Annotated in this window: 17 protein-coding genes; 13 read left to right on the forward strand and 4 right to left on the reverse strand. The window is 62.2% G+C overall.

Translation table 11 applies throughout. The annotated features are described in order from the left end of the window. Positions 1 to 206 precede the first annotated feature (206 nt). Both F4827_RS17140 and F4827_RS17145 read right to left on the reverse strand, forming a co-directional pair. Positions 207 to 1,517 (reverse strand): autotransporter strand-loop-strand O-heptosyltransferase, encoded by a 1,311-nt coding sequence (locus F4827_RS17140; protein WP_183725211.1) that lies wholly within the window; start codon positions 1,515 to 1,517, stop codon positions 207 to 209. A gap of 63 nt (positions 1,518 to 1,580) precedes the next feature. Continuing rightward, positions 1,581 to 2,570, reverse strand: a complete 990-nt coding sequence (locus tag F4827_RS17145) for a helix-turn-helix domain-containing protein (protein ID WP_183725213.1) — start codon at positions 2,568 to 2,570, stop codon at positions 1,581 to 1,583. A gap of 422 nt (positions 2,571 to 2,992) precedes the next feature. Between F4827_RS17145 and F4827_RS17150 the strand changes: the two genes are divergently transcribed. The 9 genes from F4827_RS17150 to F4827_RS17190 all read left to right on the forward strand — a co-directional run bounded on the left by F4827_RS17150 (position 2,993) and on the right by F4827_RS17190 (position 18,653). After that, positions 2,993 to 3,691 carry a hypothetical protein gene (locus tag F4827_RS17150; protein WP_183725215.1) on the forward strand — a complete coding sequence of 233 codons (699 nt, stop codon included), beginning with the start codon at positions 2,993 to 2,995 and terminating at the stop codon, positions 3,689 to 3,691. Positions 3,692 to 3,758: 67 nt separating this feature from the next. Next, the gene (locus F4827_RS17155) at positions 3,759 to 4,712 is read left to right on the forward strand and encodes an AMP-binding protein (protein ID WP_183725218.1); all 954 of its coding nucleotides are present in this window, start codon (positions 3,759 to 3,761) and stop codon (positions 4,710 to 4,712) included. A gap of 9 nt (positions 4,713 to 4,721) precedes the next feature. Continuing rightward, positions 4,722 to 12,461: a type I polyketide synthase gene (locus F4827_RS17160; protein WP_183725220.1), complete on the forward strand. Its 7,740-nt coding sequence runs from the start codon at positions 4,722 to 4,724 to the stop codon at positions 12,459 to 12,461. Next, the gene (locus F4827_RS17165) at positions 12,458 to 13,687 is read left to right on the forward strand and encodes a 3-oxoacyl-[acyl-carrier-protein] synthase III C-terminal domain-containing protein (RefSeq protein ID WP_183725222.1); all 1,230 of its coding nucleotides are present in this window, start codon (positions 12,458 to 12,460) and stop codon (positions 13,685 to 13,687) included. The genes F4827_RS17160 and F4827_RS17165 overlap by 4 nt, the downstream gene beginning before the upstream one ends. Beyond that, on the forward strand, positions 13,687 to 15,501 hold the full coding sequence (locus F4827_RS17170; protein WP_183725223.1) for a polyketide synthase dehydratase domain-containing protein: 1,815 nt from the start codon (positions 13,687 to 13,689) through the stop codon (positions 15,499 to 15,501). Before F4827_RS17165 ends, F4827_RS17170 begins: the two co-directional genes overlap by 1 nt. 35 nt (positions 15,502 to 15,536) lie before the next feature. After that, positions 15,537 to 16,322: an ABC transporter ATP-binding protein gene (locus tag F4827_RS17175; RefSeq protein WP_260175252.1), complete on the forward strand. Its 786-nt coding sequence runs from the start codon at positions 15,537 to 15,539 to the stop codon at positions 16,320 to 16,322. Then, positions 16,322 to 17,572 carry an ABC transporter permease gene (locus tag F4827_RS17180; RefSeq protein WP_183725225.1) on the forward strand — a complete coding sequence of 417 codons (1,251 nt, stop codon included), beginning with the start codon at positions 16,322 to 16,324 and terminating at the stop codon, positions 17,570 to 17,572. Before F4827_RS17175 ends, F4827_RS17180 begins: the two co-directional genes overlap by 1 nt. Before the next feature lie 41 nt (positions 17,573 to 17,613). Further along, positions 17,614 to 18,357 (forward strand): outer membrane lipoprotein-sorting protein, encoded by a 744-nt coding sequence (locus tag F4827_RS17185; RefSeq protein WP_183725227.1) that lies wholly within the window; start codon positions 17,614 to 17,616, stop codon positions 18,355 to 18,357. A gap of 26 nt (positions 18,358 to 18,383) precedes the next feature. Then, positions 18,384 to 18,653, forward strand: a complete 270-nt coding sequence (locus tag F4827_RS17190) for a hypothetical protein (RefSeq protein WP_183725229.1) — start codon at positions 18,384 to 18,386, stop codon at positions 18,651 to 18,653. On the opposite strand, the gene F4827_RS17195 is transcribed toward F4827_RS17190, so the two are convergent. After that, a complete protein-coding gene (locus tag F4827_RS17195) occupies positions 18,650 to 18,874 on the reverse strand; it encodes a hypothetical protein (protein ID WP_184123820.1) in 225 nt (74 codons plus the stop codon). The two genes, F4827_RS17190 and F4827_RS17195, sit on opposite strands and share 4 nt — an antisense overlap. Here F4827_RS17195 and F4827_RS17200 point away from each other — a divergent pair. After that, entirely contained in the window at positions 18,857 to 19,237 is a 381-nt protein-coding gene (locus F4827_RS17200; protein ID WP_184123822.1) for a hypothetical protein, read from the forward strand. The two genes, F4827_RS17195 and F4827_RS17200, sit on opposite strands and share 18 nt — an antisense overlap. Positions 19,238 to 19,293: 56 nt before the next feature. On the opposite strand, the gene F4827_RS17205 is transcribed toward F4827_RS17200, so the two are convergent. Further along, positions 19,294 to 20,202, reverse strand: a complete 909-nt coding sequence (locus F4827_RS17205; protein WP_183725233.1) for a LysR family transcriptional regulator — start codon at positions 20,200 to 20,202, stop codon at positions 19,294 to 19,296. A gap of 302 nt (positions 20,203 to 20,504) precedes the next feature. Between F4827_RS17205 and F4827_RS17210 the strand changes: the two genes are divergently transcribed. The 3 genes from F4827_RS17210 (at position 20,505) to F4827_RS17220 (ending at position 23,820) form a co-directional block, all read left to right on the forward strand. Further along, a complete protein-coding gene (locus F4827_RS17210) occupies positions 20,505 to 21,488 on the forward strand; it encodes a DUF1852 domain-containing protein (RefSeq protein WP_183725236.1) in 984 nt (327 codons plus the stop codon). A 26-nt stretch (positions 21,489 to 21,514) separates the two neighbouring features. Continuing rightward, positions 21,515 to 22,549, forward strand: coding sequence for a methionine synthase (locus F4827_RS17215; protein ID WP_183725238.1), 1,035 nt, complete (start codon positions 21,515 to 21,517; stop codon positions 22,547 to 22,549). A gap of 458 nt (positions 22,550 to 23,007) precedes the next feature. Further along, positions 23,008 to 23,820, forward strand: a complete 813-nt coding sequence (locus F4827_RS17220; RefSeq protein ID WP_183725240.1) for a hypothetical protein — start codon at positions 23,008 to 23,010, stop codon at positions 23,818 to 23,820. The last annotated feature ends 153 nt before the right edge of the window (positions 23,821 to 23,973 follow it).

Genomic DNA, 23,973 nt, shown 5'->3' on the forward strand with positions numbered 1-23,973 from the left:
GATGGTCTCCCTGCGTGATCCCGCACGGACGGGTTTTAAAACAGAGTGATGTCGCCGGGTCTTTAATTCGCCTTCTGCCGCGGCCCAGCGGCGCTTTTTGAAACACTTTCCAAAATTGTTTTTTCTTATTGATTTGCATAACGAAATAATTGATCGATAGTAGTTGTGATAGAACGAAGTACAGCGAAGGCGTTCGGGATGGACGTCTAATCTTTCTCGTCGGCAGCCGGCGAGGTTTGAAGTAGCGCCGTGAAGACCGGCAGACGCTGGATCGCCTGTTTTACTTGCGCGGCGGTGATGAGCCGGGTGCATTCGAATTGGCGCGGCGTGCCGGCGTGCCGTGGACACCAGAGGAAATCGGTGTGGTCGAAGCGCACGCGCGGGTCATTCCAGCAACTGTTGCACGCGTGGTAATTGATCACGCGCGCGGGCGTCGAGAACTCGTTGCTGGCGCTGGAAAAACCGCTGATGAGCACGACCGGCGTACCCGCCGCCCAGGCGAGCCATGACAATCCGCTCGACAGACCCACGAAGAAGTCCGCATGCCGCAGCCAGCGCGCGCGTTCCGTCAGCGGCTGTTCGCCGGTTTCGTCCTCGGCCCCATGCGGGATGTGATTCCACACGATGCCGTGCCCGTGGACCGCTTTCTGGTCGATGCAGACCACGCGATAGCCGTGCGCCTTCAGGAATGCGATGATCTCGCGCCAGCCTTCCGGATTGTTCCAGTACTTGCACTGCGTCGTGCTTTGCGTCGCGATGCAGACATAGCGCTCGTCAACAGGACGTCGTTCATCGTCGAGCGCCAACAGCGGAGGCGTTTCCGCGGGATCGACGCCCAGAATGAACGCGGCCGTGCGGTGCAGGCCGGTGTGGCGGAAGTCGCAGGGCTGCCAGTCGCCGGCTGGATCGTCGAAAAACAGGCCGATATTGTAGGTTGCGTAATAGCGCCCGGGCCGTACTGCATCCGGTTCGATGAATTCGATCTCGGGATAGGCGTTCTCGAAGAGCGGAATCAATTTCGCCGACATCGCGCAAGTCAGACGGCAATGGTGCTGCCGTTGAAACTTCACCGCATACGGAAACCAGCCGACGATATCGCCGAGCGTGCCCACCGGGAACTGGATCAGCACGGGCTGACCCGCAGCGTCGTAGCGGTGGCTCACAACCGGGCGCATGCCCGCATGCGCGCGATCGTGGATCTCGATGCCAAAGCGTACGTAGTACTTCTTTGCGCTCGTGACCGCGCCAGCGCCGATGTGGGTTTCATAGAGCACGTTGCCGGTATCGAGATCCGTCAGCTTCACGTGCCAGTCCCCGGCGGGCAACGTGATCCGGCAACCCAGGTTGAAATCGAAGCAGATGCCGCTTGCGGTTCGCTGCGTAGAATGCGCGGCAGGCGGCGCAAAGGGCGCCTTGGCCAAAGGCATTGGGGCCTTGACGGGCAGCCCGGGCTTTGGCGCTTCGTGGCTTGACAAAGCATTCTGCTCAAGCGTTTCAATTTGATCAGGAGTCTTCATTATTTTTCCTGTTCTGACTGAGATTTTTCCAGCGTGTTCTTCGCCGGGTTGCCAAGCTGGATGTCAAACGCCGCTATTGAGCGCTTCGGTCGAGGTGCTGACGATGGGCCGTTCGCGCGCCAGCGAGCGATATTCCAGCGGCGAAACAGAGAGGTATTTCAGAAAGTAGCGGCGCAGGTGATCGCCGTTGAAGAGGCCGCAGCGCCGCGCGATCTTGTCGACCGGCAGATCGGTCTGGACCAGCAGCAGTTGCGCGTTTTCCAGCCGCACCCGTGCGAGATATTCGCGCGGTGTCTGGCCGACCTCGGCCTTGAAGCGCCGCAGAAAATTACGTTCGCTCATGGATGCGCGCCGGGCCAGTTCGGAAATCGACACCGAGCCGGCGTGATTGCTCTTGATCCACAGCAGCGAGGCCTCGATGCGCTCGCTCAGTGCGAGCGCGCCACGCAGGTTCGGCACCCTGCCGCCGCTGCGTGTCGATGGCAGCTTTGCACGCAGCATCTCGCTGCGGATCCGCACCAGTGTGCCGAAGTCGCGTTCGGCCATCGCCAGCACGCGTTCAATTGCCGATGTCACGCGCGTGTTTCGTGCGCCGGCGCGGCTTGCCGGCGGCTCGGCGCCGGGTCGCACCTGGGCCAGCAGCGCATCGATCTCGCTAGAAATGGCGATGAGTTCGACTTCGGGCCCGGCGTGAAGCAGCCAGTCGACGACTTCGGGTTCATACGTCGTGTTGCCGCCGCCCACGAAAATGGCTTTAAACATACGCGGATCGTGTTCGCCAATGTTCTCGGCGAGAAGCCGGATCGACGACGCACAGGCAACGTTGTCCTTTTCGGTCGAAAGCACGTGTACGTCGTAGCGGTGCGCGGCCTTGTCCGACCACGAGAGCGCGTCATTGACCAGTTGCCAGGTTTCCGCAACCGAAGCCGCTTCGCTCAGCGGGCACGCCTCCAGAATGAGAATCGCGATGCGATTCCTTGTGCAGACGCCGGACACGATGTTCGCATCCGTCAGTGCGTGGTTCCCCGTTTTGGCGCAGTCTCTCAGGCTCATCGCGGTCTCCCGTTCAGGCTTGCGAATCTAGTTATCCGCTGCGTTGCATCATACTTGTCACGTTTTTGACAGGTTGCATTTCGTCGGAAAGGGAGGTTTTTTTGGCGGATTTTGGCATCGTGGCTTCCGGCGTCTGCCGCCGTTTTCACGCTTTTGGCAGCCTATGAAGCATTCCCGCTAAAAATGCTTCATTGATGAAACAAAATGGCGAAACGCCCCCGGCACGGGCATGTTCGCAGTGCTGGCTGTGCAACGCGGAAATCGTGTCTGAAACTTTAGGGAATATGGCGGATGCAACGGAATTTATCCAATAACATCAATTAAACCGGTTCGAAACAAACACGCATCGAATCGGACAACGGGTAATACACGGTGGCAAACGTAGTCGAGGATGACCATCAATTAATAAGGATGACTGAGCGATGAACGAGAGCCAGATTGTCATCACGAGAATGCGCGATACCTTCAACCAGATCGAGTCCGCTGGCAGTATCGACGACTGCCTCAACGAACTGGCGATCAAGGCCGGTGAAGTGCTCGACGCCGCCTGTGCGATCGTCATGTTGAGCGAAGATCAGGTGCACGAGATGGGGCTGAGGCCCGGTACGGGCTTCGGCGATGTGCTGGAAGCGAGTGTCGATGGCGAGCATCCGCGCATGTTTTCCGCGATCGAGATGCAAGGCAAGGTGATCGGTGTGATCCGCGCGCGTCAGCGGCAGCCAGCGCGCTGTTTTGGCGCCGACGATCTGCAACTGTTCGGGCTGCTGTCGCTCGTGATCGCCCGATCGATCCAGGTTATCCAGATGCAGCACATCCTCAAGTCGCGCTTCGCTCAATTGGCGCTGACGCGCAGCACCCAGAAGACCATCGGCGAAATCGTCGCGGAGTCGGCGCAATCGCCTAACCAGATGGCGCGCATTCTCGCTAAATCGTTTTACCGCGAAATGATCAGCGCGGGTTTCAATTTCAACCAGATCGTGTTTGCTGCTACCGAGGTCATCTCGGAGTTGACCGACAACATGCGCAAGCACAAGAGTGCATACCGGCGTCGCGTCGGCAAGATGAGTGCACCCGAACTGGAGGGGAGCGTCGCTCCGTTGGGGCAGATCGACGCGATTTGACGAAGCGCCGCCAGTGGGGACGGATAAGAGGCGCGGGGCTGGATCGTCACACGTAAGGGGAACGACCATGAACGAGAGACCAGACGTGGGCCGGTGGCTCACGGAGCATCACGTTGTGATGGAAGGGGATGCGCTGGTGTGCCGCGCGCCGCACACGGCGCTCGACTGGACGATGTTCGAGGAAATCATTCGGCATCCTCATGAGAGCGACGCGAAACAGCATGATGCGTGCTGCGAGCCTGCCGCGCGACATGCCATGACGCTTGCGCAAGCGGCTCCCGAACCCATCCATCGGCGCTTTGAAGTTCGCGCGCAACTCAATCCGGGTGCGCGCGCCGTGAAATTCGGCGACGACGAATTGACTTACGGCGAACTCGACAGTCAGGCCGACAGCCTCGCCGTGATCCTCCAGGAGCAGGGGCTGGCGCCGCTCGAAGTCTGCGCGGTGCTCATGCCCGAATCGCTCGCGATGGTGCGGGCGATTCTGGCGGTGCTCAAGGCGGGCGGTGTGTGCTTGATGCTCGATCCCGGCGAGGACTGCGCGCAACTGGCCGCGACGCTGCGCGCCGCCGGCGCCCGCACGGTGATCGCCCAACGCGCGTATCTGGCATGTCTGACGGAAACGGACGCCAAAGTCGTGTGCTGCGACGACGATGCCGGTGGCTGTCACGCGTATTGGCCGAACGATTGCGTGACCGATGGCGTTTCGCCGGTCTCGCCCGTTTGCGCGGTCTGCCGTGGCGGCGACGGCGATGCGCCAACCATCGTGTTCCAGCAGCATATCGACGTGCTGGACCGCCTGGAATCGATGCAGGCGAGGGCGCCGATCGGCCAGGGCGACTCGCTGCTGCAAGGCGCGGAACATGCCCCCGACGAAGCGTTCTGGCAATCGTTATGGCCGCTTACGCAAGGCGCGCGGCTCGTCATCGTGCCGCCACGCGAACGGATGGATCTCGAACGCATGCGCCAGCTCATCGAGCGCGAGCACATCACGGTGATGCACGTCAACTTTCGTGGATAGGTGGCTTCGATGAGAACGGCCCGACAAAAATCGATCGAAGTGATGGCGCTCACGCCGTCCTGCTGGCTCACACCGGAAATCGCCATAGCGGCCTGCCGCGCTGGCGCGACCGGGGTGCTCGATGTGGGTATCGGCGGCGCGCGCGCCGAGATCGCTGCGGCGCTCGATCGCCTCAGGAACGGAATCGCGCCGTCTGCGTCGTGGGGCGTGCGCTGGGATGCCTGCATGGACGCATCCGGCGGTTTCGCGCAATTGTCAGCGTTGCTTGGCGACGCATTGCCCGTGCCGCTGCTCGTGCTCGCGGGCCTCGCTGCGGACGACGCGGCGCGCGTTGCCCATGCGGCGCGCGAACTGGCCGCCACAGTGATGCTGGAAGTGCAGGATCTGCGCGGCGCGAAAGTGGCGCAAGAGGCGGGTTTCGACGGCGTGATCGTCAAGGGCCACGAGGCTGGCGGCCGCGTGAGCGCGCATGCGTCGTTTATTCTGCTGCAGGAATTCAGCGGGCAACTCGACATACCGTGGTGGATTCAGGGCGGCATCGGCCTGCATACGGTTGCGGCTGCGGCGCTCGCCGGGGCGGCTGGCGTGGTGGTGGGCGAGCCGCTCTGGCTCGCCGAGGAAGGGCCGTTTCACACGCCCTCACAGCGCTTGCAGTGGTCGAAGCTGGACGGCAGCGAGACGACCGTGATCGGCAGTGGCGACACGCTCTATCGTTTCTTCGCCCGCTCGGGGCGCGCCCAGTTGCGCGAACTCGAAGTGGCCGTCGCCAAGGGTGAAAGCTGGCAGGCGTCGCTCGCCTCGCGCATGCACGGCGACGATGGACTGATTGCGCTCGGCCAGGACATCGCGTTCGCGGCGGGTTTTGCCGAACGTTTCGGCACCGTGGGGCGCATGATCACCGCGCTGCGCGAGCAGGCGGCGCTGTCGATCGAACAGGCTGCCGCGCAGCTGCCGCTCGCGCCAGACGCGGCGCTGGCGCAACGGCACGGCACGCGTTATCCGATCGCGCAGGGGCCGATGACTCGTGTGAGCGACGTCGGCGCATTCGCGGCGGCGGTGGCCGAGGGCGGTGCGTTGCCGTTTCTCGCGCTCGCGGTGCTGCGCGGCAAGCAGGTGCGTGCAGTGCTGGAGCGCACCGTCGAGCAGATTGGCGCGCGGCCGTGGGGCGTCGGCATTCTCGGTTTTTTACCGCTGGAGATGCGCCAGGCTCAAATGGAAGTGGTCCGCGAATTCAAGCCGCCGTTCGCGATCATCGCGGGCGGTCGGCCCAGCCAGGCGCGCGAACTGGACGAAGCGGGCACGGTGACCTATCTGCATGTGCCGTCGCCCGGTCTGTTGCGCGGTTTTCTCGCCGATGGCGCGCGGCGTTTTGTGTTTGAAGGCAGTGAGTGCGGCGGTCATACGGGCCCACGAACCAGCTTCATCCTGTGGGAATCGGCAACCGACATACTGCTGAGCGCTGATATTAAGGATTGCGAAGCCATCCAGGTGTTGTTCGCAGGCGGCGTGCACGACGCGCTCTCGGCGGCGATGGTCAGCGCGGTGGCCGCGCCGCTGGTGGCGCGCGGCATGAAGGTCGGCGTGCTAATGGGCACTGCCTATCTGTTCACGCATGAAATCGTCTCACAGGGCGCCATCGTCGAGGAGTTTCAGCGTCAGGCCGTGGCGTGCGAAAAGACCGCGCTGCTGCAGTCCGGCGTCGGTGTCTATACGCGTTGCGCGCAGACACCGTTCTGCGATGAATTCGACAAGGTCCGCCGCGATCTTATCCTTGCCGCAAGCTCCGACGAAGACACGCTGATGAAGCTCGAAATGATGAATATCGGGCGCCTGCGCATCGCGGCCAAAGGCATCGCGCATCGTAGCGATGCGGAACTCGCGCAAGGCGAGGATGGCTATGTGGAAGTCGACGAAGCGACGCAGCGCAACGAGGGCATCTACATGCTCGGCGAAGTTGCGCGTCTGCGCAGCAGCACATGCAGCGTGGCCGAGCTGCACGAAAACGTATCGGCGGGCAGCGAAGCGCTGTTGCGCCGCCGCGCGCGGCCGCTGTCGCTACCGGGGCGCACGCGGCGCGAGGACATCGCGATCGTTGGCATGGCGTGCCTGTTTCCCGGCGCGCAAAATATGCGCGAATACTGGCAGAACATTCTGCGCGGCGTCGATGCGATTCGCGAAGTGACTGACGACCGCTGGCGCGTGGCCGATCTGTTCGACCCGAAGCGCGGCACGCCCGACAAGATCTACTCCCGATGGGGCGGCTTTCTCGACGATATCGCCTTCGATCCGCAGCGCTACGGCATCGCGCCCGCGAGTGTCGCGTCGATCGAGCCGGTGCAGTTGCTCGCGCTCGAAGTCTCGCGCCTGGCGCTCGAAGACGCGGGGTTCGACCGGCGCGGCTTCCCGCGCGAGCGCACCGCGACGATCTTCGCCGTGGGCGGCATGAACGATCTCGGCACGATCTTCAACTTCCGCGCGCTGCTGCCGCATTATCTGCACAAGGTGCCGGGCCTGTCCGATGCGGCGCGCGAGCAGCTTCTCGCGCAGATCTACGACGACGTGCTGCCCAGGTGGACCGAGGACACGTTCCCCGGCATTCTCGGGAATGTGATTGCGGGGCGCGTGGCAAACCGGTTCGATCTGGGCGGCGCGAATTTCACCGTCGATGCGGCCTGCGCGTCTTCGCTCGCCGCGCTCGATGCCGGTATCCGGCAGTTGCGCAGCCATGACGCCGACGTCGCGCTGGTGGGCGGCGTAGACGGCACCAACGGCCCGTTGGGTTTCATGTGTTTCGCGCAGACCTATGCACTCTCGCCGCGCGGACGCTCGCGTCCGTTCGACGATGGCGCGGACGGCATCGCCATCAGCGAAGGCGTCGGCGCCGTGGTGCTCAAGCGTGTCGCCGACGCCGAGCGCGACGGTGACCGCATCTATGCGGTGATCAAAGGCATCGGCAGTTCCAGCGACGGGCGCAATCGCAGTCTTACCGCCCCGCATCCGCCCGCCCAGGTGCAGGCGCTCAAGCGGGCCTATGCGGAAGCGGGCGTCGATCCTGGCGCGGTGACCCTGATCGAGGCGCATGGCACCGGCACCGCGCTGGGCGACAAGTCGGAGATCGCCGCGCTAAACCTCGCTTTCGGCGGGGCGTCGATGGGCACGCAGGCATGCGCGGTCGGCTCGGTCAAGTCGATGATCGGCCATACGAAAGTGGCGGCGGGCATGGCCGGCCTCATCAAGGCCGCGCTTGCGCTGCGCCATCGCGTGCTGCCGCCGACGATCGGCGTCGACAAACCGGCGAGCGGGATCGACTTCGCCACTTCGCCGTTTTATGTGAATACCCAGACCCGGCCGTGGCTGCGCGCGAGACAGGCGCAGACGCGTTATTGCGGCGTAAGTGCGTTCGGCTTTGGCGGGACGAACTTTCATACCGTGCTGGCCGAGTACACGGGCAGCTTCCGCGCATCGGATGCGCTGGACCTCAATCCGCGCGATGTGGAAATCTTCGCCTTTGCCGGGCCGACGCGTGCCGCGATCGAGAAGGCGGCAAGCCAGATGGTGCTCGCGCTGGAGCGCAGCCAGTCGATCGACCTCGCGCAATTGGCGTGGTCGCTCTACCGCGAGCAAGCGGCGGTCAAGCGTGTGAACGGCTCCCACGCCTGCCGGCTGGTGGTGCTGGCCGCGTCGGTGGCGGAACTGCGGCAGAAGCTGCGGCGCGCGCTCGAACTGTTGCCCGATCACGCCGATATCAACGCGCCGCCGTCGCTTTTCTACAGTGAACGCAAGGAAGCGCCGGGCGGCGTGTGCTTCCTGTTTCCGGGGCAGGGTTCGCAGCGTGTGAATATGCTGCGCGACCTCGTGACTGCCATGCCGGAGCTGCAGCGCTGGTTCGACGAGGGACCGGCGGATCTAAACGGGGCGCCCACGCGGCCCATCGCTGCGCACATCTTTCCCGTGCCCGCGTTCAGCGACGCCGAGCGCGACGCGCAGCAGGAGGCGCTCAACGACACGACAATCGCGCAGCCGGCGCTGGGCATGACGGGCATGGCGGCCTTCGCGGTGCTGACGCGCTTTGGTTTGCAGCCCGATTACCTCGCGGGACACAGCTACGGTGAGTACGTCGCGCTTTGCGCGGCCGGCGCGCTGTCGTTCGAATCGCTCATCCAGCTCTCCAAGCTGCGCGGCGCGCTCTCGGCGAATGCGCCCGCGGGGGCGATGGCCGCGCTCGAAGCCGACGGCGCGCGGGTCGCCGAAATGATTGGCCAGCACGGGCTCGATGTGGGCGTGGCGAACTTCAACGCGCCGGATCAGACGATTGTTTCCGGCACCGTCGAGGCCATCGACGCGGCCATGACGGTCTTCGCGGATGCCGGCCTGCGCGTGAAGAAGCTGCCGGTGAGCGCGGCGTTTCACTGCGCTCTGATGGCTGGACCGCGTGACGCACTCGCGGCAGAACTGGCGGGCGTGGAATTCAGCGCGCCGCGCATGGCGGTGTACAGCAACACGACGGGCGAGGCCTATGCGCAATCGGGCGAGGCGGTGCGTGCGCTGCTCGCGCGGCATATTGCGGAACCGGTGCGCTTCACCGAGCAGATCGAGGCGCTTTACCGCGCGGGCGCGCGCGTATTTATCGAGTGCGGGCCCGGTCTCGTGCTGGGCGGGCTGGTCGATCGGATTCTGGGCGAGCGCAGACACGCCACGCTTGGCCTCGACGCGCCCGGCCGTCCCGGTGGTCTGCAACTCGCGCAGTTGCTCGCGCAGGCGCAGGTGCTCGGCTTGCTGGTGCGCCTCGACGCCTGGTTTGCGCATCGCGGCCTGAAAGACTTGAGTGTCGATGAAGTCTTCGCCGATGCCGTAGCGCGCGACGCACCCGGGCCACTCATCTGGCGCGTGAATGCGGCGCGCGCGCAGCCGTGGCATGCGCCGCAGCCGCGCGCCGCGAGCCGTCGCCAGCCGGTTGCGATCGACGTCAGTGCGCTCGCGTCGCCGCCCGAGGCGCGCACAGCGGCTGCCGCCGCGCCGCCCGCGCCTGCGCCGCTTACGAAACCTGCCGCTGCCGATCCGGCGCCGGCCATCGTCTCTTCAGTACCAGTCGCGGCTCCCGCGCTGCCTCTTTCGACCTCCAACCTCAGCGACAGGAGAACTACGATGAAAATGGAGAACTTACCCGGCGAAGGGGCTGCCGGCATGGGACGCGCCGCGCCGCCGTCGGCCGGGCGCTGTTCGGAGACGGAGTTCGCGCAGATCCAGTTCGGCGTGAGCCGGCTGCTCGAACTGCAATTCGAGCAGCAACGCAGTCTGCGGCACTTCCTCGACTTTCAGGCGCAACTCGTGGCGACGCCGCGCCAACCCCAGGCGCTCGCCGATCCGCTTGCAGCGGAGTCGCCCTATGCCGCCGCGCCGCTCGTGGCGGCCCACGCCGTGCCTGCGCTGGCCACCGCCGCGCCGCTGGCGGCGTCCGTGGCCGTTGCTGTCACGACGCCCCAGCCGGCTGCGCTGGCGCCGCAACCGGCGGCATTGCCGACGACGCTGGATGCCGCACCGCCCACACCGGTCCTGCCGCAGCAGATCACGGACGTGGTGATGGCTGCTGCGTCATCGGCGCCTGCGGTTGTGTCGCAGCGCGTCGCTTCGGTTGCTTCCGTCGCTTCCGTCGCTTCCGTCGCTTCGGGCGCCCCGATCGAAGCCCCCGATGTGATCGCCGTCGTCCCCGGGCTCCCGGGGGCGGCGAACCCCGCGTCGACCGAAGCGTTCCGGGCGCACCTGCTGCAAGCCGTTTCGGAGCGCACGGGATATCCCCTCGATATGCTCGACCCCGACGCACACATGGAAGCCGACCTCGGCATCGACTCGATCAAACGGGTGGAGATCTTCAGCAACCTGACGACGAAATTCAACCTGCTTGGCGATCGCGACGAGGAGGCCGTGATCGAGGCGCTTTCCGGTCTGAAATCGCTCAATGAGATCGTCGCGTGGTACGCGAGCATGGCGGGGGGGCCGGGCGCGGGCGTGGTTGCGGTCGAAGGGAGCGCGGTCGCGGGAGGGCATGCGTCAAAAAAAGCCTTGGCTCCACCGACTTCGTTCAATGAAGCGGTGGAGTCCGATGGCGAACTCGCGCACAGCGACCCGGTGCAATGTTATGCCGTGCAGGCCGTCGCTGCCGGACTCGAAGGGGAGGGCGAGTCCGGGAATCCGTTTGCGCAGGCCGATGTGCTGATCGTGGGCGTCGGGCAGCTGGCCGACGCCTTCGCCGGGCAGCTTTGCGGGCACGCTGCGCGCGTGCAACGTCTCGCGCCTGGCCAGCATACGCGCGTCCTGGATAATCAGCATTACGAAGTAGATTTCTCGTCGCTGGAGAGCGTGCGAAAACTGCGTGAGCTGGTGACCGCAGCATGCACGGCGCCGCCCGTCGCGCTCATCAACCTGATGGGCGCGGCCGCCGATCCCGCCTGTGCGGATCGCCACGATGCGCGAGCGCTGTTTCTGCTGCTCAAGGCCTTCGAAGGCGATCTGAAGGCGCGGGTGCACGGCGGCGCATGGATCGTCAACGTGACGGCATTCGACGGGCAATTCGGCCTGAGCCGTTCGCGCGCCTTCGAAGCGGGCCGCGCGGGCGTGCTGGGCGTGGCGAAGTCGGCGGCGCGCGAATGGTCGGGCGTGAAGGTCAAGTGCGTGGACGTCGATCCCGCACTCGACCATGCGCTTCAGGCGTCGCAGGTGATCGACGAGATTCGCAGCGGCCGCCCCGGCGTGGAAGTGGGGTATACGGCGCAAGGGCGCTGGCTGCTCGATTTGCGGCGTAACGGCGTCGCGCGTCAGGATCTCTCGCGACTCACACTGGAAGCGGACGCGGTCGTGCTCGTCACGGGCGGCGCGTGCGGTATCACGGCAGACGTGACCCGCGCGCTGGCCGAGCGTTACCGTCCCAGACTGATACTCGTGGGACGCAGTCCGTTGCCGGGCGACGAAGATCCGGCGACTGCGCAGATCGACAACCCCATCGCGCTCAAGCAGGCACTGATCCGCGAGCGGCGTGCGCGTGAGGACAAGGTCACGCCCGCGGAAATCGACCGCATCTACACGCGTATCCTGCGCAATCGCGAGATTCGCGCGAATCTCGCCGCAATGCGCGCAGCGGGAGCAACGCTCGAATATCGCAGTCTGGACGTACGCGACGAGCAGTCGTTCGAACAGCTAATCGATGATATTTACGCGCGATACGGGCGTATCGATGGCGTCCTGCATGGCGCCGGGGTGATCAGCGACAAGCTGATCGCGGACAAGCCGCTCGAAGCCTTCGACACCGTGTTCGATACCAAGGTGACGCCGGCGCTCGTGCTCGAACGCCGGCTGCGCCCGGAGCAGCTGAAGTTCATCGTGTTCTTCTCGTCCGTGACGGGGCGCTTCGGCAATGTGGGCCAGTCCGACTATAGCGCGGCCAACGAGGTGCTCAACAAGCTTGCCGACCGGATGTGCCACATCTGGCCGCACGTGCATGCGCTTTCGATCAACTGGGGGCCGTGGGACGCGGGCATGGTGAGCGACGAATTGCGCCGTCTTTATGCGTCGCGCTCGATTCGTCCCATTCCTGTCGAACTGGGACGCCGGCACTTCATGACGGAACTGGAGCGCGGCGCGAGTGGCACACCCGAACTCGTCATTGCTTCGAGTATCCAGCAGATCGCCTCGCTGCGGCTTGGCCAGGCGCGTCCCGACCATCGTCAGACTCTTCAGGGGAGCACGCTCAAATGAATACTTTCGCCAAGCCCGTCCTCGCGAACTTCTGGCCCGCCCAGGTCGCCAAGCCCGTCGCCCAGCGCATTACGCTGGAAGTGAGTTCATATGCGCTCGCCATGGGATTTTGCCGTACCCACGATATCCAGGCCCGCGACCATATCCGGCAGACCGTGCGCGATTTCAGGGAGAAGTTTTCGCGCTACGCCGTGACGCCCGACCAGATCCGCCGCCGGCAACTGGTGTTCTTTCCGCGTCTGCGCGACATCCGTTTTGTCGATGGCGAACTCGTGCTGGCGGACCCGGCACCCGAGCATCGCCATCTGCGCCTGCATTCGCCCGATCTGAAAGACCCGAAGGGCGCGAATATTCGCGAACGTCACGAAAGTTACGCGAAAGTCGTGGGCGACTGTCTCGCCGAAATGTATGACGGCATTGCCGAGGCCCCGGACGACATGATTCACGTGACCAGCACCGGCTATCTTTCGCCGAGCCCGGTTGAGCGCATGGTGGCGCACAAGGAATGGTTCGACACCACCGTCACGCACAGCTATCACATGGGTTGCTACGGCGCGTTTCCGGCGATCCGCATGGCGCATGGCTTTCTTTCGTCGTCGCATTTCGGCGTCACGCCGCCCAAGCAGCGCGTCGATGTCGTGCATACGGAATTGCTCTCGGCGCATCACAACCTCGAAGACGGCAGCGCGCAGAACATCGTGGCCATGACCTTGTTCGGCGACGGCTTCATCAAATACTCGGTCTGCTCGGACGAATACGTGCGCTCGCACGGTTTGCGCGGCTTGCGCGTGCTTGCATTCGACGAACATCTGCTGCCCGATTCGGCCGACGAAATGACCGAGGTGCCGGCTCCGCATCAGTTCCAGATGACGCTCACGATCCGCGTGCCCATCGTGATCAAGCAGCATGTGCGGCGTTTCGTGATTTCGTTGCTGCAAAGCGCCGGCATCGATTTCGAGCGCGAAAAGCACAGCATCGTGTTTGCGATTCATCCAGGCGGGCCGCGCATCGTCGAGCACGTGCAGGACGAGCTGGGGCTGCGCGACGATTACGTCGGCATCAGCAAGGAAGTGTTCCGCGATAACGGCAACATGACCTCGGCGACGATTCCCTACATCCTCAAACGCATTGTCGAAGAGAAGGCGATTGCGCCGGGCACGCGCGTCGTGTCGCTGGGCTTCGGTCCCGGCATGACCGTGACCGGCCTAGTGATGGAGAAAGTCTGATGCTCAACCACCACGACGACGGCATGCCCATCATCGCGCGCCTGCACGAGGTGCGCGCGGCAGCGGAACTCACCGGCGATGAAGCCATCGCGAGTGTGCAGGCGCCGGCGAAGCCCGCGCGCGTCCTGCCGTTTGTCGGCGAGGTGGCGCACTATGAGCCGGGCGTCGCCGTGACGGTCGAGCATCGGCTTTCGCTCGACGAGGACCTGTATCTCGCCGACCATCATTTCGTGCACGCGAATGACGTCAAGCCGCTTTCGGCCTGCTTTCCCGTGGTGCCGATGACAGTGAGCCTGGAAATCATGGCCGAGGCCGCCGCCTGCCTGGCTCCAGGCTATGGCCTGATTGGATTCGAGCAGGTATCCGCGGCGCGCTGGATCGCGCTGGCCGATACCGACGCACTCGCGCTGCGGGTCGAAGGACGCATTCGCGGCGTCGATCCCGCGCGCGCGATCTGCCGCATCGATGTGGAAGTCTATGCGAGCGGCGAAACGAAACCGTCGATCAGCGCGACGGTGCTGTTCAGTTCGCGCTATCAGAAGGACCTTGGCATGCAGTTCGACATGCCTCGCGCCAAAACCAGGATTTCAGCGGGGCGCATTTATGAAGAGCGCGCGCTATTTCACGGCCCGCTATTCCAGCGGCTGACCGGCGAAATCAGCGTGGGAGAACATGGCGTGCATGCCGATCTGCTGGTGAATTCCCCGGCGAAACTGCTGCGCTCGACTTCGCAGCCGCAACTGCTGACCGATCCCGCGCTGCTCGACGCGGTGGGGCAGGCGATGGCCGTCTGGACTTCGCAGCAAGGCGGGGTGGTGTTTCCAATCGGGCTGGGCAAGATGGAGTTCTATCGCCCAACGCCCGCGCCGGGTACGCGTGTGCCGATGCGCGTCAAGGTGACGAGCGGCACAGGCAAGATGCTGGCCGCCGACGTGGAGATCGAGGACGGACAAGGCGGCGTCTGGCTGCGCGTGAAGGAATGGCGATCGTGGCGTTTTCAATGGGATCGCAAGCTGGTGGAGTTTCGCCGCGAACCGGCGCGTTATCTGCTCAGCGACGACCTCGAATTGCCGCCAGGGGCCGCGGATGCGGACGCCGTCGCACGACGCGTGACGAAAGCGTGCCTCACGGGATTCGATCTGGAACTGCTCGCGCGGCATTACCTGACATCGGATGAAATGGCGGTGTTCGGGCGATTGCCGCACCACGGGGGCAAGCATGGGGAACCGGGACGGCAGAAGTCATGGCTGCTCGGGCGCATCGCGGCGAAGGACGCGCTGCGCGCCTGGCGCACGCAAGGCGCCGCCAGTGCGGGCAGCGCAACCAGCGCGGGCACTGCATGCAGCAATCGCGCATTGCATCCGGCGGCGTTTGGCATTGGCAACGATGCGCATGGCAAACCTTTCGTGACGCACTGGCCCGACCCTGTCGCGCCTTCACTTTCCATCGCGCACAGTTGCGCCGAGGCCGTGGCGGTCGTGCAGAGCCGCCCCGTTGGGGTCGATATCGAACCGGTCGCGAGCCGCGACGACGGCTTCGTGCGCGCGATGGCCACCGCGTTCGAGCTTGCCTTGCTGGACGGCGTGGCGCAGCGTGACGTCTGTATCACGCGGCTCTGGTGCGCCAAGGAAGCGTTCGGCAAGTGCCTCGGTACTGGCGCGGCATCCGGGCCGCATCGCTTCGAGGCCGTGGCGCTCGATGCCGCTGGCGCATTGCGGATGAGCGATCGTGACAGCGGGCGAGAGGCGCGGGTCACTACGTGGCCCGTCAACGCAATGATCGTTGCCGTCTGCAGACAGAACGCTGACGCATAACCCCTGCCAGAGCGTATTGAACAAGGAGCCTCACAATGACCGTACTCGCCATGACTCAGGCCAGCGAACCGCTTGTGGAGTTGCGCCAGGTCGTCAAGCGCTATCAGCTTGGCGAGTCGCAGATCACCGCGCTCAAGGGCGTCGATGTCACGATCCAGGCTGGCGAATTCGTCGCTGCGTGGGGGCCGTCCGGCTCGGGAAAGTCCACGCTGTGCAACTTGATTGGTCTGCTCGACACGCCTAGCGCAGGGACGGTGCTGTTTGAAGGCCAGGACGCCGCCACGCTCAGCGACGACGCGCGCAGTCAGGCACGCAACCGCAAGATCGGCTTCGTATTTCAGGGCTTCAATCTGTTGCCGGTGCTTTCGGCGCTGGAGAACGTGATGTTGCCGCTTCAGGTTGGCCGCCGCGCGTCGCGCGCATGCGTGGAGGCGGCAGAACGACGGCTCGCCGATGTGGGGCTGGCCGAGTTCGCCTCGCATCGCCCGTCGAAGTTGTCGGGCGGCCAGCAGCAGCGCGTGGCGATCGCGCGGGCGCTGATCGCCAACCCGCGACTCGTGGTGGCCGATGAACCGACCGCCAACCTCGACTCGCACAACGCGCATCGCATCATTGATCTGATGCGCAGCATCGGCGAGCGCGAAGGCACGACTTTCGTATTTTCCACCCACGACGAACGCCTTCTCGGGCGAGTCGATCGCCGCATCATGATGCGTGATGGGGCGCTGATCGAGGACTGCAGCCACGACTGCAGCGAGGCGCCGCGCGTCGAAAGCCGCAACTACGGAACGGTCAACTATTCGATGACGGGGAGAGTGTGATGACAACCTGGCTCAAGCTCGCGCTGCGCAATCTATGGCGTAACGGCCGCCGGTCGTTCTTCACGATACTCGCGATTGGCATGGGTTTTCTCGCTGTCAATACACTCGGCGGTTTCACGCAATATATCTTCCAGAGCCTCAAGGACAGCTATATCTACGCCGAGGCGAATGGCCATCTCACGGTATTCAAGCAAGGGTTTCTGTTGCACGGCAAGCTGGAGCCGACCCGTTATCTGCTTTCGCAAGCCGATGTGAAGAAGATGCGCGAGATTCTCGCCCGTCATCCGGAAGTGCTGGTGGTGACGCCCCAGCTTCAGATATCCGGACTACTGAGTAATGGCAAAGTGTCGACGATATTCTTCGCGCCAGGGCGCGTACCCGGCGATATTCAGGCCATCGCGAGCCACGCGGTGGGAATCATGGGGCGCGCGAAACTCTACGATGGCAAGCCTTTGTCCGATCAACTGGATTACGGCATCGGCATTACGCATGGTCTCGCGCAGCAATTGAACCTGAATCTGGGGTCGGGGGCGGTGGCAATGTCGCCGACCGTCTCGGGGCAGATCAACGCGCTCGATGCACAGATCGTGCAGTTGATCGATGCGCCCGACGAGGCGCTTGAGAACTCGTTTGCCGCGGTGCCGCTCAAGTTTGCGCAAAGCCTCTACGACACCACCGATGTCGATCGTCTCACCATTCTTTTGCGCAACGACGCCCAGACCGTCTTCATGCAATCGGAACTCACCCGCGAGTTCGAAGCAGCCGGCCTTGCGGTCGACGTCAAGACGTGGAGCGAGCTTTCGCCGTTCTACACAAAGGTCAAGAAGATGTTTGACGTGATCTTTCTCATTACCTTCCTGATCGTCTTCACGATCGTCGTGATGAGTATCGTCAACACCGTGACGATGGCGATCATGGAGCGCACCCGGGAGATTGGCACGCTGCGCGCGTTGGGCGTGCGCCGGCGCGGCATCGTCGGGCTGTTTGCGCTGGAGAGTTTGATGCTGGGCATTTTTGGCGCGCTGCTCGGGGCCTTGCTGAACGTCGGCGTGCTGTGGGCAGTCGCTGGTCTGCAGCCCACCTGGGTGCCTCCGCAGATCAGCCGCGAAGTGCCGCTGCAGATCTATTTCGTGCCGCACTACTGGATTTACAGCGTGCTGGCGCTGCTGGCGCTGTCGCTGGTCGCGTCGCTGATGCCTGCGCGCAAGGCCGCGCGCATGGTGATCGTGAGCGCGCTTGGTTATGCGTGAATCAGATGCCGCGCCGAAACCCTTTAACGAGGAGAAGGACCATGAAGCGCATGTTCGGTGTCGCCGGGCTATTGGCCGGTCTCGCGGTGGCCGCTGCCGCGCACGCGTCGCTTACGCCGCACGAAATCCTCAAGGCCGCCGACGAGGCGCGCGGCAATGTAGCGGGCGTGTCCTGGCAGGTAAGCGTTCAGTCGATGGAAAACAATGAAGTGCTCGACAACATGTCGTACGAAATCAAGGCGCGCGGCTTCGATGTATCGGGATTGTCGCTCGCGCCGCCAAAGTATCGCGGCCAGAAACTGTTGATGCTGAGTTCGAGCATGTGGTTCTACAAGCCCGGTCTGTCGAAGCCCGTGCCGATTTCGCAGCGGCAGAAACTGCTGGGCGATGCGGCATACGGCGATATCGCTTCGACCAACTACGCGGAAGATTACGAGGCCACGCAACTGGCCGACGAAACCATTGACGGCGAAGACTGCTACGTGTTCGACCTCAAGGCGAAAAGCGACAAGACTACCTATGACCGCATCAAATACTGGGTGTCGAAAAAGCGCTTGCTGGGCGTCATGGCGGAGTACTACACGGTGTCGGGCAAGAAGTTCAAGTCCTCGACCATGGACTACGAGAACCAGGTGCGGGTCGATGGTCAGGTTCGTCCGTTCATTTCGCGGATTACGTTCCATAGCACGCTCATGAACGGCGACATCACCCGGCTGAATCTGAGCAATCCGCAGGTTTCAGCGTTGCCGGACTACGTGTTCGACCTGAACCTGTTCATGCGCTGATCGACCGCTGCGGGAGGGAGCCGTTCATGGATGCGTACATGAGGCGGCACATGCGCATGGCGGCAGAGGTCGAGCAGTTGTGCGGCGCGCTGTTCGAGCGGTGGTGCGAGCGGCGCAGCGTGATTCCGCTCACGTTCCTGATGCGCAACTGGCCGATCGTTTCGCCCTCAACGCCACATTTTCACAGTCTGTCCCTGTCGCTGGCGGAACTGGCGAATTGCGAGGACGACGCCCTCGATATCGATGACCTGAAAATGATCCTTAAAATAGTATGGATTGCGAATCATATCATTTAGGCGGAAAGGCCGGGGATTGCGCCACGATAGCGCCGCTCGGGTCGTGGCGTGGACACTTCACGCGCGCGCAGCGCACGCGGGTACGCGAAGCGCTGGGCCTTGGGCGCCATGCCGTACTGGTCACCTCGGCGCTGGAAAGCCTCAAGGACGAAGACGATCCTTCCCGACTCGCCGATCTGGAGCGGCTTGGGCTGATTTCGTCGTTGTGTTTCGTCCTGCATGGCAGTGCCTGGGCGCTGCGAAGCGCCGCGTTCGCGAGGTTCGCGCAGCGCTATGGCAACCGCGTGATTTACGCGGGGTCGTCGCGCAAGCTATACGAGGACATTCGTCTGGTCGCCGCGGCGGATTTGATCCTGCCCGACGCCAGCGCTGTCGCCGGGCGCGGCACAGACGCGCGTCATTTGCGTGAGATGGCGCTAGGCGGTGCTTTCGACGCGGACATGCGGCGCTTGTTGCTGGACTGCGCTGACATGCTGGGCGGAGTCCAGGCCGGCGCGATGCAGGTCATACGCGGCGAGCTTGATCGTTGCGCTGAGGGATATCTGAATGGCGCGTACGCCGCACAGCATGGCCAGGAGACGTGATCCTGAAAGCGGTGGGCCCAATCCCTGCGGCTGTCGATTGAGTTGCAGCGCGGCGATCAGCCTTTCACGCGCGGCACTTGCCAGTTCGGTTCACGCGCGAACTCGACGAATGAATTCAGATAATCCACCACGGCATCATCCTCGCGCGTGCCGAGGAAAATCTGCTTGGCGATCCCCTGCTTGCCGAGCTTGACGATGGCGAGCGGCATGCGGTCCGCGTATTCCTCCGCGAGCCATTTGGGCAGCGCCGCCACGCCACGGAGGCTCGCGACCATCTGCAGCATGATGTCCGTCGTCTCGATCGTTTTGTGCCGCCGCGGAATGATGCCGGCGGGGCGCAGAAACTGGTTGTAGATGTCGAGCCGGTCGGTTTCCACGGGATAGGTAATGAGCGTTTCGTCGATCAGCTGTTCGGGTTTCACATAGCGCTCGCCTGCCAGCCGATGATTTTCCGCGACCACCAGCACCTGCTCATAGTCGAACACCGGCTCGAAACGCAGCCCGGGGCGGTTGAGGGGATCGGGTGTCACCAGCACGTCGATGTCGTAACCGATCAGCGCGCCGATCCCGCCAAACTGGAAGCGCTGCTTTACGTCGACGTCCACGTCGGGAAATCGCGTCAGATACGGCGAAACAACCTTGAGCAGCCACTGATAGCACGGCGCGCATTCCATGCCGATGCGCAGCGTGCCGCGCTCGCCTGCCGCGTACTGTTTCATGCGCTCCTCGGCGAGTTCGAACTGGGGCAGAAGCCGCTCGGCGAGTGACAGCAAGTACTGGCCGGCCTGCGTCGGGCGCAGGCTGCGCCCCTCGCGGTGCCAGATCGCGGTGCCAAGCTGCTGCTCGATCTTCTTGACCGTATGGCTCAACGCCGATTGCGTGAGGAAAAGCGACTCCGCTGCAGCGGTGAGTGAGCCCTGGCGGGCCACTTCGCGAACGATGACGAGATGAACGCGTTCGAGCATGAAAATGGATAAACCGGGGAAGAATGAAGAAAACTAATGGACGGATGAAATAATGCCAGTTTTCTTCATCGAAGATAAGCCCTGAGATCGCTTCTCCGGCTGGTTTTGCGGTCATGACCCGTTCGCCGGGTCTCCCTCGCTGGAAGGCCATGTGGCAGATCAACGAGAGCAGCGCGCCATGAACACGGCTAATGGTTGCATGAAATCAATTCATTTTTATTCATGATCGGCGTGCCCTAAACTTCTGGAAACTTAAGAAATAACCTCAAGCTTCAATTCAGAGATCAGGTTGCCAGATCCCCATGAGTAAAGATTTCACATTCGCTATCAAAAGCATCCGCTTCGATGAAGATTATCATCCGGCGGATAATACGCGTATTACCACCAATTTCGCGAATCTGGCTAGAGGCGCGAGTCGCCAGGAAAATCTGCGCAATACCTTCAGGATGATAAATAATCGTTTCAATGCGCTTGCGCATTGGGATAATCCAGCAGGTGATCGCTATGCCGTCAATCTTGAAATAATTTCCGTCGAGATGCATATTGATGGCGAAAATAGTGATAATGCTCTCCCTTTGATCGAGATATTGAAAACAAATATTGTCGATCGGAAAAGCAATGAGCGCATTGAAGGCATTGCGGGGAATAATTTCTCCTCATACGTGCGGGATTATGATTTTAGCGTGGTATTGCTGGAGCACAATAAGGATCAGCCGGGCTTCAGCACTCCCGATAATTTTGGGGATCTGCATGGAAAGCTGTTCAAGAGCTTCGTGAATTCAAGCGCTTACAAAGAACACTTTGCCAAACCGCCCGTAATATGCCTGAGCGTATCGAGCAGCAAGACCTATCATCGGACTGAGAATCAGCATCCAGTACTGGGTGGCGAATATCTGCAGGACGAGTATTCTCTGACCGATGAATATTTCCGGAAGATGGGCTTGAAGGTTCGCTATTTCATGCCGCCGAATAGCGTGGCGCCTTTGGCTTTTTATTTTGTCGGCGATTTACTCGGCGATTACACCAATCTTGAACTGATCAGCACCATCAGCACGATGGATACCTTCCAGAAGATTTACCGGCCTGAGATCTACAACGCGAATTCGGCAGCAGGAAAATCCTATCGGCCTAGCCTGAAGAACCAGGATTTTTCGCTAACCCGCATTGTTTACGATCGCGAAGAGCGTAGCCGGCTGGCTATCGAGCAGGGAAGGTTTGCCGAGGAGAAATTTATCAAACCATACCAGGCCGTTCTTGAGCAGTGGTCCGCTGACTGTGCTCTCTAACTACACAAAACGCAAGGTCATCTATTGTGAAAAAATTGCTTCCCACCTCGACTGCCGGCAGCTTGCCCAAACCCTCCTGGCTCGCGGAACCCGAGAAACTCTGGTCGCCGTGGAAATTGCAGGATGAGGGCCTGGCCGAAGGCAAACAAGACGCTTTGCGTTTGTCGCTGCAAGAACAACAACACGCAGGCATTGATATTGTCAGCGATGGCGAACAGACGCGTCAGCATTTTGTGACCACGTTTATCGAGCACCTGGACGGCGTCGATTTCGAGAACCGCAAGACCGTCAGGATTCGCGATCGCTACGATGCAAGCGTACCGACGGTGGTGGGTGCTGTTGCTCGCCAGAAACCGGTCTTTGTCGAAGATGCGAAGTTCCTGCGTCAGCAAACCAGGCAGCCCATTAAATGGGCGCTGCCCGGCCCGATGACGATGATCGATACGCTCTATGACGATCACTACAAGAGTCGTGAAAAGCTGGCGTGGGAATTCGCCGGGATTCTGAATCAGGAGGCGAGGGAGCTGGAAGCCGCCGGGGTCGATATCATCCAGTTCGATGAACCCGCATTCAATGTGTTCTTCGATGAGGTGAACGAGTGGGGCGTTGCCACGCTGGAAAGAGCCATCGAAGGGCTTAAGTGCGAAACGGCTGTCCATATTTGCTATGGCTACGGCATCCAGGCCAATACGGACTGGAAGAAGACGCTGGGGTCGGAGTGGCGGCAGTATGAGGAGGCGTTCCCGAAGCTGCAAAAGTCCAGCATCGGCATGGTCTCGCTGGAATGCCACAACTCTCACGTGCCGATGGAACTCATCGAGCTCATTCGCGGCAAGAAGGTGATGGTGGGGGCCATTGACGTGGCCAGCAATACCATTGAAACGCCCGAGGAAGTCGCCAATACCCTGCGAAAAGCACTTCAGTTTGTCGATGCCGACAAGCTCTATCCGTGCACCAACTGCGGCATGGCTCCGCTGTCTCGTGCAATCGCGAAAGGTAAGCTGGAAGCCTTGAGTGCAGGCGCGGAAATCGTTCGAAACGAACTCTCGAACTCGCTCTGAACGGAAGTCGGCGCGTGGCGGCAGGGAATTGAAGACGGTGTAGTTTTTTGGGGTTTCTTCGAAAAAATTGGCACGTAGTTCCTGCTGGATGCCTCGCGAATTGCAAACCGTATTGCAATTTTTGGCTTTCAGGTAAAGGCAGCAGGCTGATTCTTCAAGCCGGGCACGCGCAAAATGGATGAAGCACAACGGTGCCTTGTTAGCCGGCTACGGCTTCTCCACGACTCAATCAGATTGCCACCCATGCCAGGAGCGTTGCATTGCGCAAGCTCCTTTCTCTTTTTTCCGTTGAAACGAGAAGCTCGGGCGCTTTAGCGCGTTCTTGCCTCGCTTGATTATGCAGAGAGAGGGTTGCCTGGTCATGCCAGCTTCGAGGTATTCAACGGGGCAAGCGATTAAAGGCTGCCCCTATGGTGCCGTTAACACATAGCTGTGCCCAAGGAATGAGAGGATGGGGAGTGGACTACGGCAGGAAAAGAACGGGAATTAGCGCGGCAGTGGTGGTCATGGGGTGCTCGTTGGTGGCTCAGGTCGCCTATGCGATCACGCAGACCAAGGTCAATTCCGGCGCTGGAGCCCATAACGTTGTGGCGCACCACGTCCAGCAGCCCCGTCATCCGATGGTCATGGCGCGGTCGTACGAACATCGAAAGCCCGAGCACTCACGGCACTTCGAGCACGCGAAGCACGAGGAGCGCACTGAGCATGAGGAACACGCGAAACACACGCGAGTGACGATGGCCCACCAGCGAGGGCACAGATATTTTCATCGAGTGCGGCTTCGCAAACACGCGGTGCACCACGGCGAGGTCGAGCATGTTCAACGGGCGCAGACCGTGCAAGAACCGTGGTCCACACAGACCCAGGTCGCTCCCACGTGGGTCCTGCCGCAAGTCTGCGATCAGGTGTTGAACTACACGGGCGCTTGTCAACCGGCGGTTCTGGAGAGCTTACGCGTTCTCGGTCTCCAGGTGCCTAAAGTGGAAGACCGCGGGCAGATGGCCCAGCACCTCCAATCGATTCTGGATCGCCAGGGGTTGGAGCAGGTGCAGGCTCAATGCCAATCCGTGTTGCTTGAAGATCAGCGCAAGATCAACGGACTTCAAACGCTATTGACGCGAGCACATGTCGTGCCGTCGGATGACTGCTCTCGGGAGATCCAGAATCTGACGGCCCAGGCCATTGTTGCCCCGGCTCCAGCCCCTTCCGCGTCTGTCGCCACAGGTGCGTCTGACGTCGCGCAGGCACCCGTGGCGGCTTCCGGACAATAGCGTCACCGCCGTGGAAGCGGTTCGGTCAGCTTGAGAGAGAAGCGAGGGTCAATCCAGTTGCCGACCCGGCGCGAGGATGGATTGACCATCTTCAATGTCAAGACTCGCATAAGGAATATGTTCCGATACTTCAACTGGTGGCCACATTCATTT

Origin of the sequence: Paraburkholderia bannensis (assembly GCF_014200455.1) — a bacterium.
In the GTDB taxonomy this organism is placed as follows: Bacteria; Pseudomonadota; Gammaproteobacteria; order Burkholderiales; family Burkholderiaceae; genus Paraburkholderia; species Paraburkholderia bannensis_A.

What these genes read in the sequence shown, in the direction of transcription:
- F4827_RS17210 (WP_183725236.1), top strand. Translation starts at nt 20,505, where the DNA reads ATGAGTAAAGATTTCACATTCGCTATCAAAAGCATCCGCTTCGATGAA.
- F4827_RS17190 (WP_183725229.1), top strand. Translation starts at nt 18,384, where the DNA reads ATGGATGCGTACATGAGGCGGCACATGCGCATGGCGGCAGAGGTCGAG.
- F4827_RS17160 (WP_183725220.1), top strand. Translation starts at nt 4,722, where the DNA reads ATGAGAACGGCCCGACAAAAATCGATCGAAGTGATGGCGCTCACGCCG.
- F4827_RS17150 (WP_183725215.1), top strand. Translation starts at nt 2,993, where the DNA reads ATGAACGAGAGCCAGATTGTCATCACGAGAATGCGCGATACCTTCAAC.
- F4827_RS17175 (WP_260175252.1), top strand. Translation starts at nt 15,537, where the DNA reads ATGACCGTACTCGCCATGACTCAGGCCAGCGAACCGCTTGTGGAGTTG.
- F4827_RS17180 (WP_183725225.1), top strand. Translation starts at nt 16,322, where the DNA reads ATGACAACCTGGCTCAAGCTCGCGCTGCGCAATCTATGGCGTAACGGC.
- F4827_RS17155 (WP_183725218.1), top strand. Translation starts at nt 3,759, where the DNA reads ATGAACGAGAGACCAGACGTGGGCCGGTGGCTCACGGAGCATCACGTT.
- F4827_RS17185 (WP_183725227.1), top strand. Translation starts at nt 17,614, where the DNA reads ATGAAGCGCATGTTCGGTGTCGCCGGGCTATTGGCCGGTCTCGCGGTG.
- F4827_RS17145 (WP_183725213.1), bottom strand. Translation starts at nt 2,570, where the DNA reads ATGAGCCTGAGAGACTGCGCCAAAACGGGGAACCACGCACTGACGGAT.
- F4827_RS17140 (WP_183725211.1), bottom strand. Translation starts at nt 1,517, where the DNA reads ATGAAGACTCCTGATCAAATTGAAACGCTTGAGCAGAATGCTTTGTCA.
- F4827_RS17195 (WP_184123820.1), bottom strand. Translation starts at nt 18,874, where the DNA reads ATGCAGGACGAAACACAACGACGAAATCAGCCCAAGCCGCTCCAGATC.
- F4827_RS17170 (WP_183725223.1), top strand. Translation starts at nt 13,687, where the DNA reads ATGCTCAACCACCACGACGACGGCATGCCCATCATCGCGCGCCTGCAC.
- F4827_RS17165 (WP_183725222.1), top strand. Translation starts at nt 12,458, where the DNA reads ATGAATACTTTCGCCAAGCCCGTCCTCGCGAACTTCTGGCCCGCCCAG.
- F4827_RS17205 (WP_183725233.1), bottom strand. Translation starts at nt 20,202, where the DNA reads ATGCTCGAACGCGTTCATCTCGTCATCGTTCGCGAAGTGGCCCGCCAG.